The sequence below is a fragment of the Chryseobacterium soldanellicola genome (assembly GCF_900100115.1).
In the GTDB taxonomy this organism is placed as follows: Bacteria; Bacteroidota; Bacteroidia; order Flavobacteriales; family Weeksellaceae; genus Chryseobacterium; species Chryseobacterium soldanellicola.
In genome coordinates this window covers 82,465-97,289 of the sequence record NZ_FNKL01000001.1, presented here as the reverse complement: position 1 = coordinate 97,289, position 14,825 = coordinate 82,465, and the positions used below count along the sequence as shown (strand labels likewise).

The following is a 14,825-nucleotide window of genomic DNA, read 5'->3' as shown; positions in this document are numbered from 1 at the left end:
CTAACTTCTAATTTCTAAAATCTAATATCTAATTTAAAAAATGAAGAAAAAGTTAATACTGGAATCCGGTGAAGTATTTCATGGAGAAGGTTTCGGAGCAGACCTGGAAACTGCAGGAGAAGTAGTTTTCAATACGGGAATGACAGGTTATCAGGAACTGATCTCTGACCCGTCGTACTGCGGTCAGATTGTTTGCATGACGTATCCGCTTATCGGAAACTATGGGATTAATAGGGATGATTATGAGAGTATTGAGCCGGCTATTAAAGGTCTTATTGTAAAAGAAATTTGTGATTTGCCGTCAAACTTTCGTACTCAGATTACTTTAGATGAATTGTTTAAAAAGAAAAACCTTTCAGGAATTTCAGGAATCGATACCAGAAGACTGACAAGAATTCTACGTAATTCCGGCGTTGTGAAAGGAAAAATCGTAAACGATGATGCCGATGAAAATTCAATCGTTTTAGAATTAAAATCAACAACCTTCCCAACCAATCAGGTGGAGCAGGTTTCTACAAAAACGCCTTACGCAAACCCAGGAAGAGGTTTTAAGGTGGTATTGGTGGATTTTGGTTCTAAATTAGGGATTATCAGAGAGTTATCTCAAAGAAACTGCGACATCATCGTTGTTTCGCAAGATACAACGGCAGAAGAGATTTTATTAATGGATCCAGATGGGATCATGTTGTCAAACGGTCCCGGTGACCCGGAAGATAATCAACAGGCCTTGGAAATGATCCGCGGATTATTAGGAAAAGTTCCGATCTTCGGAATCTGTTTGGGGCATCAATTAATAGGTTTGGCTTGTGGAGCGAAAACTTTCAAGTTAAAATTCGGGCACAGAGGAGGAAATCACCCGGTTTTGGATTTAGAGAAAAATAAAGTAGCCATTACTTCTCAAAATCACGGTTATGCAGTTGATCAGGAAAGTTTAAAAGGAACAGATTTAGTTGAAACACACATCGCATTGAACGACAGAACAAATGAAGGCTTGAAGCACAAAATTCACCCTTGCTTCTCAGTTCAGTATCACCCGGAAGCAAGCCCTGGCCCAGAAGATGCAAACTACTTGTTTGATGATTTCATCCACTTAATGGAAGATTTTAAGAATAAGAAGAATCAGTAAGTTATCTAAAAAAATAAAATATAAATGTCAACTTTTCGCCAAATATATTATCAGATTGTATTCAGTACAAAGCACAGAAATCCTGTGTTGAATATTGAAGATGAAGATCAACTATATAAATACATTTGGGGAATTGTGAAAAATAAAAACTGTAAACTTTATAGGATTAATGGAATGCCTGATCATATTCATTTATTTGCAGATCTACACCCATCAGTTTCTTTAAGCAGTTTTGTAAAAGATATTAAGGTTTCAAGCAACTTATGGATTAAGCAAAGCGGATTATTTCCCGATTTTGAAGAATGGCAAAGTGGTTACAGTGCATTTACTTATTCTGAAAGAGAAAAGGATACGATCATCAATTATATTAAAAATCAAAAAGAACATCATAAAAATGAATCTTTTGAAGATGAATATAAAAATTTGCTAATCTCTCATGGAGTTGAATTTGATGAAAAATATCTGTGGTAAATAATATTCAACCCATTTCATGGGTTGTCGGAATTGGTTAATTATCAAATCCATAGGTTTCACCTACGGCTATTAAAATTCAGCCACTTCGTGGCTGCCCAGAAATAAAAGAACCATGAAATGGTTCAACAATAATAGCCACGGATGAAATCCATGGAACAATAAAAAGAAAAAATGAAAAGAAACGACATAAAAACAATTTTAGTAATCGGTTCAGGACCTATCATCATTGGTCAGGCGGCAGAATTCGATTACGCGGGAACGCAGGCTTGTCTGTCTTTGAGAGAAGAAGGCTACAAGGTTATTTTGATTAATTCAAACCCTGCAACGATCATGACGGATGTTGAGATCGCTGATAAAGTGTATATCGAGCCGATTTCACTTCAGTTTGTAAGTCACATCATCAGAAAAGAACGTCCGGATGCGCTTTTACCGACTCTTGGTGGACAAACAGGTTTGAACATGGCGGTAGAACTGGAAAAATCGGGAATTCTTGAAGAATGTAAAGTTGAAGTGTTGGGAACAAAGCTTTCCGCAATCAATAGAGCGGAAGACAGAGATTTGTTTCGTGAATTGATGAGAGAATTAAATGAACCGGTTCCTGAATCTGACATCGTAACTACGGTTGAAGGGGCATTGAGGTTTGCGGATGATATCGGTTATCCGGTAATCGTTCGTCCTGCCTTTACGATGGGTGGAACAGGTGGCGGAATCGCTTCCAACGAAGCTGAATTGAAAGAAATTGCAGAATTAGGTCTAAAATACAGCCCTGTTACTCAATGTCTTATCGAAAAATCAATCGCAGGTTTCAAAGAAATTGAATACGAAGTAATGCGTGATGCAAACGACAACGCGATTGTGGTTTGTAACATGGAAAATATAGATCCGGTTGGGGTTCACACAGGTGACTCGATCGTTGTTGCACCTTCTCAGACGCTTTCTGACAGAGAATATCAGATGCTGAGAAATGCTTCTTTAAAAATCATCAGAGCCCTAGGAATTGAAGGAGGATGTAACGTACAGCTGGCTTTAGATCCACATTCATTTGAATATTACATCATAGAGGTGAACCCGAGAGTTTCCCGTTCATCGGCTTTGGCAAGTAAGGCAACTGGTTATCCGATTGCAAAAATCGCTGCAAAAATCGCGGTAGGATTAACTTTAGATGAAATTATGAATCCGGTAACAGGTAAAACATATGCTTGTTTCGAACCGGCTTTGGATTATGTTGTGACTAAATTTCCAAGATTCCCATTCGATAAATTCGAAACGGCAGACAGAAGATTGTCAACGCAGATGAAAGCGACGGGAGAAGTAATGGCAATCGGAAGAAATTTCGAGGAATCTTTACAAAAAGCCATCCGTTCTCTTGAAACCGGAATTAAACATATCGGTTTAAAAACCAAGCAGGCTGCAGCTTTAACAGCAGAAGAAATCGAAAGAAGAATCAGAATTTGTGATGACGAAAGGTTATTCATCATCGGAGATGCTTTAAGAAGAGGTTACGATTGGGAACAAATCGTAGAATGGAGTAAAATCGATAAATTCTTCATCTGGAAAATCAAGAAATTAATTGATTTCGAAAAAGTGATCGCTGATAATAAATTCGACCTGGAAACTTTAATTCAGGCTAAAAAATTAGGTTTCGCAGATATCAATATTGCAGTTCTTTGGGAGGTGAAAGAGCGTGAGATTTTCAACTTCAGAAAAGAAAACGGAGTAATGCCGGTTTACAAAATGGTAGATACCTGCGCCGCAGAATTTGAGAGTGAAACCCCATATTTCTACGGAACTTACGAAGAAGAGAACGAAAGTGTAGTTTCAGATAAGCAAAAAGTGATCGTTTTAGGTTCAGGACCAATCAGAATCGGGCAGGGCGTTGAGTTTGACTACGCGACAGTTCACTCGGTTTGGGCGATCAAAGAGATGGGTTACGAAGCAATTATCATCAACAATAACCCGGAAACAGTTTCTACAGATTTCTCGATTTCAGATAAATTATATTTCGAGCCTTTAACGGAAGAAGATGTAATGAATATCATCGATCTTGAAAAACCAATGGGAGTTGTGGTTCAATTCGGAGGTCAGACGGCGATCAATTTAGCAGATAAATTGGCTGCTCACGGGGTTCAGATCTTAGGAACTTCTCTGGAAGACCTTGACAGAGCTGAAAACAGAGATAAATTTGAAAAAGCTCTTCAGGAACTTGGGATTCCTCAGCCTTTAGGAAAAACTTCAACTTCAAAAGAAGAAGCGATAAAAATTGCCAACGAAATCGGCTATCCGGTGTTGGTTCGTCCAAGTTACGTTTTAGGAGGTAGAGCAATGGAAATTGTTTACACAGAAAGTGAACTCGCTCATTATATGGAATTTGCGGTAGAAGCAAGCCCGGATCAGCCGGTTTTGATCGACCGTTACATCACAGGAAAAGAGGTTGAAGTAGATGCGATCTGCGATGGCGAAACAGTAATCATTCCTGGAATTATGGAACACATCGAGAGAGCCGGAGTTCACTCAGGAGATTCAATCGCAGTTTATCCGCCACAGAATGTTTCTCAGGCAGAAATCGACACTTTGGTAGATTATACCGAAAGATTAGCTAAAGGATTGAATGTGATCGGATTAATGAATATCCAGTATGTTCTTTTTGAAGGAAATGTGTTTGTAATTGAGGTAAATCCACGTTCATCAAGAACAGTTCCTTTCTTATCTAAAATCACAGAAGTTCCGATGGCAAATCTGGCAACAAAAGCTATTTTAGGCCAAAAACTGAAAGATTTAGGTTACAAAAACGGACTGGTCCCTAAGAAAGAAGGCGTCTTTGTAAAAGTTCCTGTCTTCTCATTCTCAAAACTAACGAAAGTTGACATCTCTCTGGGACCAGAAATGAAGTCTACAGGAGAGGTTATGGGGAAAGACACAACACTTGAAAAAGCACTTTACAAAGGATTAATCGCAGCCGGAAGAAAAGTGCCGATGCACGGTTCAATCTTGTTTACTGTAGCTGATAAGCACAAGCAGGAAGCGGCAGATTTAGCAGCAAGATTCCATGAGGTTGGTTTCAGAATCTGGGCAACGGAAGGAACAGCAAAATTCTTCGGAGAACAGGGAATTCCTTGTAAAATAGGCTACAAAATCGGAGAAGAAAGTGTCAACTTAATCGACTTGATCCAAAAAGGAAAAGTGCAGTATGTTGTCAATACCATGACGAAAGGAAAACAGTCTGAAAGAGACGGTTTCCAGATCAGAAGAATGAGTGTTGAAAACGGTGTTCCTTGTTTAACATCAATGGATACGGTTGAAGCGATCTTGAAAGTAATCGAAAGCATGAGCTTCAAAATGGAGACGATGTAATCGAAGTAAGATAAATAAAAAGCGGAAGATTTTTTCTTCCGCTTTTTTTATGGATATTTTTCTGGATTTTGTGAAGTATGGAAAACACGATAAATCCTGATAATATTTTTTTCTTTGTTTATTTTATAGATTAAGACATAAGGAAAAATTTTAAGTGGTAATTTGTGAAAGTCATTATGTATTTTTTTGAAAATGCTGAATTTTAACTAAACTTTTTTCGGCACTAATAAGATTTTTATAGAAGGATTTTGCAATCTTGCTGGAAGCAGCTTCAAGATAATAATCAATAGCTTTTGCGATATCATTTTCAGCTTGAAGAGTATATTCAACCTTAAAAGCCATATTTTTCCTTTATCCTTTTATGGAATTCTTCAGCGGGCATAAAATCTCCATCTGTCAAATTTTCCATTGTATCCAATTCGCGTTTTTGCTCGTCTGTCAATTGGTAATTTAGATTGTGCTCATACCAATCTTTTTCAGATTTATTTTCAAGAATTCCATCTAAATATCCCAAAACTTGTTTGAGGATTTCCTCCGGTTCACCCTTAAGTTTTTGGTTGATGATATGTAATGTATTAGAACTCATTGGTTTTATTTTTATCAAAGTTAATAAATTTAAATAAGAGATAAAGTTTATTATCTTCAAATTTTTCAATCAATTTTTTAATTCTAAATTTCAAAAAGTATCATTAAAATTGAATGAAAAGTCCTGAATTACCCCAAACTCCTATCCAAATGCACATAACCACCATCTACATGAATCAGTTGTCCTGTTGTATGCGAAGATCTTTCCGATAAAAGAAATGCTACCATATCAGCAATTTCTTCAGAGGTTGTCATGCGTTTTTCGAATGGGATTTTTGAGGTAATGCTTTTCAGTTTTTCATCGGGATTTTCGAAGGTAGAAATCCACGATTGGTAAAGCGGTGTCCAGGCTTCTGCAACGATAATCGCATTTACACGAATACTGTAAGGTAAAAGTTCAACCGCCCATTCTCTTGTTAAAGCATTTCTTGCACCATTGGCTGCAGCATAGCCTGACGTTCCGCCTTGTCCGGTTTCTGCGGTTTTGCTGCCGATATTTACAATTGAACCTTTGCTTTCCTTAAGATAGGGAAGAGCATGGTGCACCAAAAGGTAATAATGCACCACATTTTTGTGATATGATGCAAGGAATCCTTCATACGAGCCATTTTCCAGACCAATACCATCGTTTACACCGGCATTATTGACAATACCATCAATTTTTCCGTATTTTTTTACAACTTCTTCAATGGCTTTTTTGCATTCATCGGGTTGGGAAAGTTCGGCAGTCACAAAATCAGCTTTTCCTCCAAGATTTTCGATTTCCTGAATGGCTTTTTTGTTGTCTTCTTCGTTTCTGCCGATAATTATTGGCAATGCTTTTTCTTCAGCTAAGATTTTGGCAATGGCGTTTCCGATGCCTTTTGCACCGCCGCTTACGATGATTATTTTATGGTCAAGATTTAGGTTCATAATTTTGGGTTATGTTTTTTTTTAATGCAAAGGGCGCAAAGATTTTTTGACTACTAGCTGTTTTTAAGTTCGCAAAGGCGTTTGACTACGTCGAATCTTCGATTTCACTCAGCAAAGACCACAGAGTTTTATCACGTTAATCTTTTGTCTCTTTTGCGGTAATAAAAATTATAAATTGTAAAAATTCACTGCACTTCCTGAGAAAAAAAGTTTCTGTTCTTCTTTTGAAAATTGTCCTAAATATTTTGAAATCAACTCCAGCCACAAAGCATAATTTCCTCCTAATAACATCACAGGCCAATCACTTCCGAAAACTACACGCTTAATTCCAAACTGTGAAAAAATAAAATCCAAAATTTCAAAAATTGTTTTTTCCTCAATATTATTCCAATTTCCTTGGGTTAAAAGTCCCGAAATTTTGCAATAGATATTAGGATTTTGAGCAAGTTCAGAAACATTAGATTTCCAGTCCTTAAAATCATTGGTTGTAAGATCCGGTTTTCCACAATGATCCAGGATAAATGGTTGATCGGGTAATTTTTCCGAAAGTTTTACTGCATCAGAAAGCTGATCCTGTCTTAACAAAATATCAAAAGTATAATTATATTTGTGAAGTGCAGAAATTCCGTTAAGCACATTTTTTTGAAGTAAAAAACCAATTTCTTCTCCCTCAGCGATATGTCTGAAACCTTTAATCAATTTTTCAGACTGATAGTTTTGAAGTGACTGTTCAAGCTTGTCAGAAGTTAAATCAATCCAGCCGACAATGCCCTTAATAAAAGGATTTTCTTTCGCTAAATTAACCAAAAAAGCCGTTTCTTCATCACTTTGATCAGCCTGAACTGCAATGCAGCCTTCAATATGGTTTTCATTTAAATATAAAGAAAAATCTTCCGGTAGAAAGTCTTTCCGGATTGCGGTCATAGCTTTTGTAATCCAGGCATCCCGGATCGGATCAAATCTCCAAAAATGTACGTGAGAATCAATAATCATTTTTAATAATTTTCTCTAAAATGAAATTTATAATGAAAATATTTTATCCATCAATTGCCATTTTTCTCCCGGTTTAGAATTGGGTAACTGCTGTTGAAATTTCCACATCAATTCTTCCCATTCCTGAACCTTTGAATTGTTTTTATCGGCTTCATTTTTAGCTTCTAAAGAAAAATTTCCATCTGCTTCCACCATCATAAACAATCGGTTCTGAATACGATAAATCTCCATATTTATAATTCCCGAATTCAAAATACTTTGTTTGACCTCCGGCCAGATATTTTCATGATACTTTTCGTATTCTGCAATCAATTCAGAATCATCAATCAAGTCGAGAGCGAGACAATATTTTTTCATTCTCCGTACGCTTTTACTTTTTGAGTACTGCTTCCCAAACCGTCAATTCCTAATTCTACTACATCACCCGATTTCAGATACCAAGGCTCAGGTTTTTGCCCCAAACCTACACCAGCAGGCGTTCCTGTACTGATAACATCCCCCGGAAGCAAAGTCATAAACTGACTGATATAACTTATCATAAAAGGGACATCAAAAATCAGATTGGAAGTACTTCCGTCTTGCAGCATTTGTCCGTTAACTTTCAGCCATAAACGTAGATTATGAACATCTTCAATTTCGTCCGGCGTTGCAATGAAAGGACCGAGTGGTGCAAAAGTATCACAGCTTTTTCCTTTTACCCATTGTCCGTTTCTTTCCAGTTGAAAGGCTCTTTCACTATAATCGTTATGCAAAACGTAACCTGCAACGTGTTCAAGCGCATTTTCCTCAGAAACATAGCTTGCTTTTTTTCCGATAACGATGGCTAATTCAACTTCCCAGTCGGTTTTTGTACTGGTTTTAGGAATAATCAAATTATCATTTGGACCAACAATTGCCGTTGTAGCCTTAAAAAACAAAATAGGTTCCTGCGGAATCGGAGCGTTGGTTTCGGCGGCGTGATCTTTATAATTCAGTCCGACACAGATAATTTTGGATGGTCTAGCTAAAGGAGCACCCAGCCTTTCATCAGCAGAAATTTCAGGTAGATTCTGCGTATTTATTTCTGCTTTTAAATTTTCTATAGCATCATCGGAGAAAAAGTTTTCATCGTAATCTTTTACCAGATGGGAAACATCATATCTTTTCTCGCCGATAATTACTCCCGGTTTTTCTTGTCCAGGTTTTCCGAATTTTATTAATTTCATTTTTAATTTTTTTGCCTGTTTTAAATGTCTAAATTAATTTTAACGCAAAGTTCGCAAAGATTTTTTTTAATATTATTATGTGTATTTTTCGTTCGCAAAGGCGTTTCACTCAGCGAATGATAACTGATTCTTATATTTACTTTAATTATACTGTTAAAATTTTAACACAAGGATATTGCTATCATTCGCTGAGTGAAACGCCTTTGCGATCGTAATTTTTAAGTTTAAATTTTATAATCTTTGCGAGCATTGTGTTAAAGAAAATAACAAATAGTTTATTTTTAATTATTCAAAGTTGTAAAACCACCGTCGATAGGATAATCTACACCCGTAATAAATGAAGCTTCATCACTGCATAAATATAATGCTAATGAAGCAACTTCCTCAGGCTGAGCCATTCTTCCGATGGGTTGTGTTTTTGATAATTTTTCAAACATTTCTTCGATGTTGTCGGGATAATTATTCTTTAAAAATCCATCTACAAAAGGCGTATGTACCCGCGCCGGAGAAATAGAGTTACAACGGATATTTTCAGATATGTAATCCTTAGCAACACTCATTGTCATTGCTTTCACAGCACCTTTTGCTGTACTGTATGCAAAACGGTCAGGAATTCCCACCAATGCAGCAATGGAAGCCATATTAATGATAACACCGCCTCCTGATTTTCTAATGTGCGGAATCGCCGCAAATAGACAATTATAAACTCCTTTAATATTGACATTATAAATTTTGTCGAAATCTTCTTCTGAAGTGGTGTCTGCTTTTCCAATGTGCGCAATTCCGGCATTATTGACAAGAATATTGATCGCTCCAATCTGTTCGAAAACGGCTAAAACATCTTTCTGTTTTGAAACATCACAGGCATACACTGTTGCATTTCCTCCGGAAGATTGTATTTTTTCCAAAGTTTCTTGTCCGTTTTGTTCTGTTATTTCGAGAATGTGAACTTCTGCACCACTGGCTGCGAGCTGAACCGCAATCGCTTGTCCGATTCCGCTTCCGCCGCCCGTTACGACTGCTTTTTTATTTTTTAAAGAAAACATTTTTATTTAATTAAAAGATTAAAAGATTAAAAGATTAAAAGATTAAAAGATTAAAAGATTAAAAGATTAAGATTTACTTTCTTAAAGACTCACTCCTCTTTTCCAGGGAATGAAATCATCCTGATTCAATGCTACAGCTTTAGGAATGATATTTCCACTGGCAACTTCGATACAGAAATCCAAAATATCTTCTCCCATTTCCTGAATGGTTTTTTCACCACGAACAACCGCACCCGTATCAATATCAATAATATCCGACATTTTTGTTGCTAAAACCGTATTGGTAGCCACTTTGATAACGGGGCAAACCGGATTTCCTGTCGGTGTACCCAAACCTGTTGTAAACAGAATTAAAGTTGCCCCTGAAGCCGCTTTTCCTGTGGTCGCTTCCACGTCATTTCCCGGTGTGCAGACAAGGCTTAATCCTGGTTTGGTTGCAGGTTCTGTATAATCCAAAACATCTACAACAGGGGCAGAACCTCCTTTTTTCGCGGCGCCTGCGGATTTTATGGCATCTGTGATGAGTCCATCTTTAATATTTCCCGGTGAAGGATTCATATAAAACCCTGAACCGACTGCATGGGCAAGTTCATCATATTCTGTCATCAACTTGATGAATTTTTCTGCAGTTGGTCGATCTACAGACCGATCTATTAATTCCTGTTCGACACCACATAGTTCCGGAAACTCGGCCAATAACACTTTAGCTCCCAACACCGAAAGGATATCGGCAAGATGTCCAACAGCCGGATTGGCTGAAATACCGCTAAACCCGTCGCTTCCGCCACATTTTACACCTACACAAAGTTTACTTATCGGTGCATCTTCACGTTCAATTTTATTGATTTCTAAAAGACCTTTCAGGGTTTCAAAAATGGCATTCTTGATCATGGTTTCTTCACTTACTGCCTTTTGCTGTTCAAAAACGAGTAAAGGTTTATCAAAATCGGGATTTCGATTGTATAGATCCTTTTTAAAATTATCAATCTGAAGATGTTGACATCCCAAACTTAACAAAGTGATTCCTGCGACATTTGGATGATCTGCATAAGCTGCCAAAAGTTTGCTGAGCGTATCTGCATCCTGTCTTGTTCCACCGCAACCACCTGTGTGATTGAGAAATTTAATGCCGTCTACATTTTTAAAAACTCTGTCTTTTGCAGGAATATTGGAGGGTGAAAAATTAATATCATCCAAATTTTCTCCTTTTGAAATAGCTTCTACCAGTTGGTGAGTGTAGCTTTTGTATTTTGCATCCACCGCGTATCCCAATTCATTATACAAGGATTCTTTAATAATATCAAGATTACGGTTTTCACAAAAAACGGTAGGGATAAAAAGCCAATAATTTGCCGTACCCACATCGCCATTTGAACGGTGATAGCCTTTAAAAGTTTTATGTAGAAATCTTGACACATCGGGTTTTGTCCAGTGATAATCAACATCACGGTAGTAGTAAGGTTCGGCAGCGTGTTTTGTGTTATCTGTCGTCATTCGGATTCCCGCTGCGAGATCGTACTGTACTTTACCTACCAAAACACCATACATAAAGATTTCGTCTCCTTGTTTCATGTCATTCATGAAGAATTTATGTTTCGCGGGGATAGCTTCTAAAGTTGTGTAGGTAACTCCTTCAAAAATAATTTCGGTTTCTGCCGGAATATCCTGCAAAGCGACCAAAACATTGTCTTTTTGATTTATTTTTAAAATTAAATTGCTCATTTTAAGCTTCTACATTTATTATGATGAGATTTTTTTATTTCTGAATCTTAATGAAAACAGAAAAACGATGATAAAACATACTAAAGGAACAACATAAGAAAAATGAATATTCCCTGAAATATCTGTAATTTTACTTGCTATCGGTGGTATGATAGCACCTCCGACAATGGACATGATTAATAAGCTAGAGGCTGGCTTGGTGTCAGATTCTGCCCCTTCAATTCCTAAGGCAAAAATCGTCGGAAACATAATTGACATAAAAAAGGTAAGCGCAACCAGTGCATATAATGTTGAAATTCCTGATCCAGCAATCACCCAGAGACTGAGAATGATACTGATTATACTGTAAATTCTCAATAATTTCTGTGGTGAAATGTATTTCATAAAAAAAGTTCCTGCAAAACGCCCGACCATGAATAAAAATCCTGCTACACCCGCATAATATTTAGCTTCCTGACCTTTCATATTGACTGCATCTTCGGCAAAAACCAAGAGAAAACTGAAAACATAAATTTGTGCACCGATATAAAAAAACTGTGCAAGAACGCCCCATCCGACATTTTTTACGCCTAAAACCTGTAGAAAACTTTTTGTTGATTTTTCTTTATTTTCTGTTACCTCCGGTAGTTTTACCAATAAAAATAAAAACATCACCAATAAAATAATTAGTCCTAAAATGATGTATGGACCTTTTACCAATGAGGTTTCTGCGTGAATGTAGGCCTGTTTTGCAGCCTGATCAAGTCCGGCAAGCTCTTGCTGTGATTTCGGTTCTTCACTTAGAATAAAAATTCCGCCAACAATAGGGGCAATGGAAGCTGCCAAACCGTTAAAAGACTGGGCAAAGTTTAATCTTTGGGTTGCCTTTTCAGGTGCGCCTAAAACGGTAATATAAGGATTTGCTGCTGTTTCGAGAATGGCAAGACCACATGACAGGATAAAAAGAGCCCCCAGAAAAAAGGGATAGCTGATTGTATTGGCTGCCGGAACAAACAGAAAACATCCTGCCGCGAAAAAGAACAAACCCACCAAAATTCCGGTTTTGTAACCATATTTCTGAATAATCATACCGGCGGGAATGGCCAGTAAAAAGTAGGCTGCAAAAACAGATGAATCTACCAAAGAAGCCTGAAAATGATTCAGATGAAAAGCACTTCGCAAATGCTTGATTAAGATCGGATCAAGATTATGGATAAATCCCCAAAAGAAAAATAAGCTCGTTATAAGAATTAAAGGAAAGTAGTAATTTTTCTTTTTTGAAGAAGAAGAAAACGAATTTCCGGGTTGGGTATTATTCATTAGTTATATTATTTATGAAATTTGTATTCCATGATCTTATCGCATTTGATGGTGTATTTTAATCTGTTTTTATTATTTTCAGAAAAAATTTAATACAGGTTAATCGATTGCATAACTTTTTTAACTTGTTATTAATTTCTTAGCCTGGATATTTCCCACTTTTTAAAAATATAAAAATTTTCCGAATAAAAAATTGATCGTACAGGATGGTACAAGATAGTTTAAATAAACTGTCAATTTGTTGAGAATTTATTATTTTGTTTTCTATTTGTTACAATTTTGATTGTTCAAGACAGAAGAAATTTCAGAGATTTTATTTTATTCTTAAAATATGGGATTAAGTTAAAATTTATTTTAAATCTTTGTTTTTGATTGAAGAAGTTATTAATTTTAATTCAATGGAAATCATACACCTTACAACCATACAAACTCCGCTAGGAGATATGTTTGCGTGTGCCGTTGACGAAGGGATTTGTCTGCTGGAGTTCACCGACAGAAAAAATATGGAAAAACAATTCAAGTCTTTATCTAAAAGTTTAAATGTCGAAATTGTTGAAAAAGAGCACCATCATTTTATTCAGCTTAAAAAAGAATTAAAAGAGTATTTTGAAGGTAAAAGAGAAAGATTCGAAGTTCCATTATTCATCACCGGAACTGAATTTCAGGAAAAAGTCTGGCAATTATTGAGAGAAATTCCCATGGGAGAGATCAGAACGTATAAGCAACAGTCTGAAAAATTAGGAAATCTTAAAGCAATCCGGGCTGTCGGAACGGCAAACGGAATTAATAAAATTGCCATTTTAATCCCTTGTCATCGTGTAATCGGGTCAAATGGCGAATTGGTCGGCTACGCAGGCGGAATCTGGAGAAAGCAAAAATTATTGGAATTGGAGAAGGCCATTTTGTTTTGATTTCGTATTTTTAAACAAAAATTTACACGTGAAAAAATTACTATTTGCACTTTGCATATCTGCTTCAGTTTTAAGTTTTGCACAAGATTATTCTGTCCCGGCAGCGAGCCCGCGTCAGAAGGTTGAGCAACAGTTTTCAATGTCTAAAATTACGATCGATTACGGAAGACCGGGCGTAAAAGGACGTAAAATTTTTGGTGAACTGGTGCCTTACGGACAGGTTTGGAGAGCGGGAGCGAATTCATCTACAAAAGTTACATTCGGTCAGGCAGTTAATTTCGGCGGAAAGATAGTTCCTGCAGGAACTTACGGACTTTTCATCGTTCCTACAGAAAAAGAATGGAAAGTGATCCTAAATAAAGATTTCCAGCAGTGGGGCGCTTACACTTATGACCCAAAACAGGATGTGGTAGACGTTACCGTGCCTGTTAATAAGTTGGCAGACAAACAGGAATGGTTTGAAATTACATTAAACCCGACAGGTGAAAATTCTGCAAATCTTGTATTGAAGTGGGATATGGCTCAGGCTGAGGTAGCTTTAAAGCCTTCAAGCCCTGAAGCAGTCACTAAAATTGCTGACAAATTAAAGGAAATCAAAAAAATAGAATCTGACGCTGCAAAAGCAAAAAGCTAAGAATGAAATCATAGATTTCATCGACTTAAAAAAATAATTAATACAGATGAATTTTTCTATTCAACCTGTTTTAGAAAATCAGGAATACCAATTAATCCCCTTACAGCAAGGGGATTTTGAGTCTTTATACGAAGTGGCTTCCGATCCGGAAGTCTGGGAACAGCATCCTAACAAAGACCGCTACAAAAGAGAAGTTTTTGAAAACTTTTTCAAAGGCGCAATGGAAAGCAAAGGTGCTTTTAAAATCGTAGAAAAAGTCTCCGGAAATGTCTTGGGAAGTACCCGTTTTTATGATTTTGACGAAAATAAAAACAGCATTTTTATAGGATATACTTTTTACGGGACAAAATCCTGGGGAAAAGGGATTAATCCGAAGATTAAGAAATTAATGCTGGACTATATTTTCCAGTTTGTCGATACGGTTCATTTTCATATCGGAAAAGAAAATTTCCGTTCACAAATTGCGATGGAAAGACTTGGCGGACAGAAAATTGCGGAAGAAGAAGTAGCCTATTTCGGCGAACCGACGAGAACTAATTTCGTGTATGAAATAAAAAAATAAACCAT

General features: G+C 36.8%; 16 protein-coding genes. 6 read left to right on the top strand and 10 right to left on the bottom strand.

Annotation, left to right across the window (positions count from 1 at the left end; translation table 11 throughout):
* The first annotated feature begins 40 nt into the window (after positions 1 to 40).
* From BLT04_RS00430 to carB, 3 genes are all read left to right on the top strand, one after another.
* Positions 41 to 1,126, top strand: coding sequence for a carbamoyl phosphate synthase small subunit (locus tag BLT04_RS00430; protein WP_089752589.1), 1,086 nt, complete (start codon positions 41 to 43; stop codon positions 1,124 to 1,126).
* 24 nt (positions 1,127 to 1,150) lie between these two features.
* Complete coding sequence (gene tnpA, locus BLT04_RS00425; RefSeq protein WP_089752587.1) at positions 1,151 to 1,597, top strand: IS200/IS605 family transposase; 447 nt, start codon at positions 1,151 to 1,153, stop codon at positions 1,595 to 1,597.
* Between the two features lie 174 nt (positions 1,598 to 1,771).
* Complete coding sequence (carB, locus tag BLT04_RS00420; protein ID WP_089752585.1) at positions 1,772 to 4,951, top strand: carbamoyl-phosphate synthase large subunit; 3,180 nt, start codon at positions 1,772 to 1,774, stop codon at positions 4,949 to 4,951.
* A gap of 47 nt (positions 4,952 to 4,998) precedes the next feature.
* Here carB and BLT04_RS19155 read toward each other — a convergent pair whose 3' ends face one another.
* From BLT04_RS19155 to fucP, 10 genes are all read right to left on the bottom strand, one after another.
* The gene (locus BLT04_RS19155; RefSeq protein WP_394331107.1) at positions 4,999 to 5,133 is read right to left on the bottom strand and encodes a type II toxin-antitoxin system RelE/ParE family toxin; all 135 of its coding nucleotides are present in this window, start codon (positions 5,131 to 5,133) and stop codon (positions 4,999 to 5,001) included.
* Entirely contained in the window at positions 5,126 to 5,293 is a 168-nt protein-coding gene (locus tag BLT04_RS18820) for a hypothetical protein (protein ID WP_170828400.1), read from the bottom strand. The genes BLT04_RS19155 and BLT04_RS18820 overlap by 8 nt, the downstream gene beginning before the upstream one ends.
* Positions 5,283 to 5,537 carry a hypothetical protein gene (locus BLT04_RS00410; RefSeq protein WP_089752584.1) on the bottom strand — a complete coding sequence of 85 codons (255 nt, stop codon included), beginning with the start codon at positions 5,535 to 5,537 and terminating at the stop codon, positions 5,283 to 5,285. The genes BLT04_RS18820 and BLT04_RS00410 overlap by 11 nt, the downstream gene beginning before the upstream one ends.
* Before the next feature lie 128 nt (positions 5,538 to 5,665).
* Positions 5,666 to 6,448 (bottom strand): L-fucose dehydrogenase, encoded by a 783-nt coding sequence (locus BLT04_RS00405; RefSeq protein WP_089752582.1) that lies wholly within the window; start codon positions 6,446 to 6,448, stop codon positions 5,666 to 5,668.
* A gap of 168 nt (positions 6,449 to 6,616) precedes the next feature.
* Entirely contained in the window at positions 6,617 to 7,441 is an 825-nt protein-coding gene (locus tag BLT04_RS00400; protein ID WP_089752580.1) for an amidohydrolase family protein, read from the bottom strand.
* A gap of 27 nt (positions 7,442 to 7,468) precedes the next feature.
* The gene (locus BLT04_RS00395; RefSeq protein WP_089752577.1) at positions 7,469 to 7,798 is read right to left on the bottom strand and encodes an L-rhamnose mutarotase; all 330 of its coding nucleotides are present in this window, start codon (positions 7,796 to 7,798) and stop codon (positions 7,469 to 7,471) included.
* A complete protein-coding gene (locus tag BLT04_RS00390; RefSeq protein ID WP_089752575.1) occupies positions 7,795 to 8,646 on the bottom strand; it encodes a fumarylacetoacetate hydrolase family protein in 852 nt (283 codons plus the stop codon). The genes BLT04_RS00395 and BLT04_RS00390 overlap by 4 nt, the downstream gene beginning before the upstream one ends.
* A 281-nt stretch (positions 8,647 to 8,927) precedes the next feature.
* On the bottom strand, positions 8,928 to 9,692 hold the full coding sequence (locus tag BLT04_RS00385) for an SDR family NAD(P)-dependent oxidoreductase (RefSeq protein WP_089752573.1): 765 nt from the start codon (positions 9,690 to 9,692) through the stop codon (positions 8,928 to 8,930).
* Positions 9,693 to 9,773: 81 nt separating this feature from the next.
* Complete coding sequence (locus BLT04_RS00380; protein ID WP_089752571.1) at positions 9,774 to 11,414, bottom strand: UxaA family hydrolase; 1,641 nt, start codon at positions 11,412 to 11,414, stop codon at positions 9,774 to 9,776.
* Between the two features lie 18 nt (positions 11,415 to 11,432).
* Positions 11,433 to 12,713 carry an L-fucose:H+ symporter permease gene (fucP, locus tag BLT04_RS00375; RefSeq protein WP_089752569.1) on the bottom strand — a complete coding sequence of 427 codons (1,281 nt, stop codon included), beginning with the start codon at positions 12,711 to 12,713 and terminating at the stop codon, positions 11,433 to 11,435.
* A gap of 398 nt (positions 12,714 to 13,111) precedes the next feature.
* On the opposite strand from fucP, the gene BLT04_RS00370 reads away from it, so the two are divergent.
* From BLT04_RS00370 to BLT04_RS00360, 3 genes are read left to right on the top strand one after another with little or no spacing between them, the layout of a single operon-like run.
* Positions 13,112 to 13,624 carry a methylated-DNA--[protein]-cysteine S-methyltransferase gene (locus BLT04_RS00370; protein WP_089754146.1) on the top strand — a complete coding sequence of 171 codons (513 nt, stop codon included), beginning with the start codon at positions 13,112 to 13,114 and terminating at the stop codon, positions 13,622 to 13,624.
* Between the two features lie 28 nt (positions 13,625 to 13,652).
* A complete protein-coding gene (locus BLT04_RS00365) occupies positions 13,653 to 14,258 on the top strand; it encodes a DUF2911 domain-containing protein (protein WP_089752567.1) in 606 nt (201 codons plus the stop codon).
* A 46-nt stretch (positions 14,259 to 14,304) separates the two neighbouring features.
* Complete coding sequence (locus BLT04_RS00360) at positions 14,305 to 14,820, top strand: GNAT family N-acetyltransferase (protein WP_089752566.1); 516 nt, start codon at positions 14,305 to 14,307, stop codon at positions 14,818 to 14,820.
* The last annotated feature ends 5 nt before the right edge of the window (positions 14,821 to 14,825 follow it).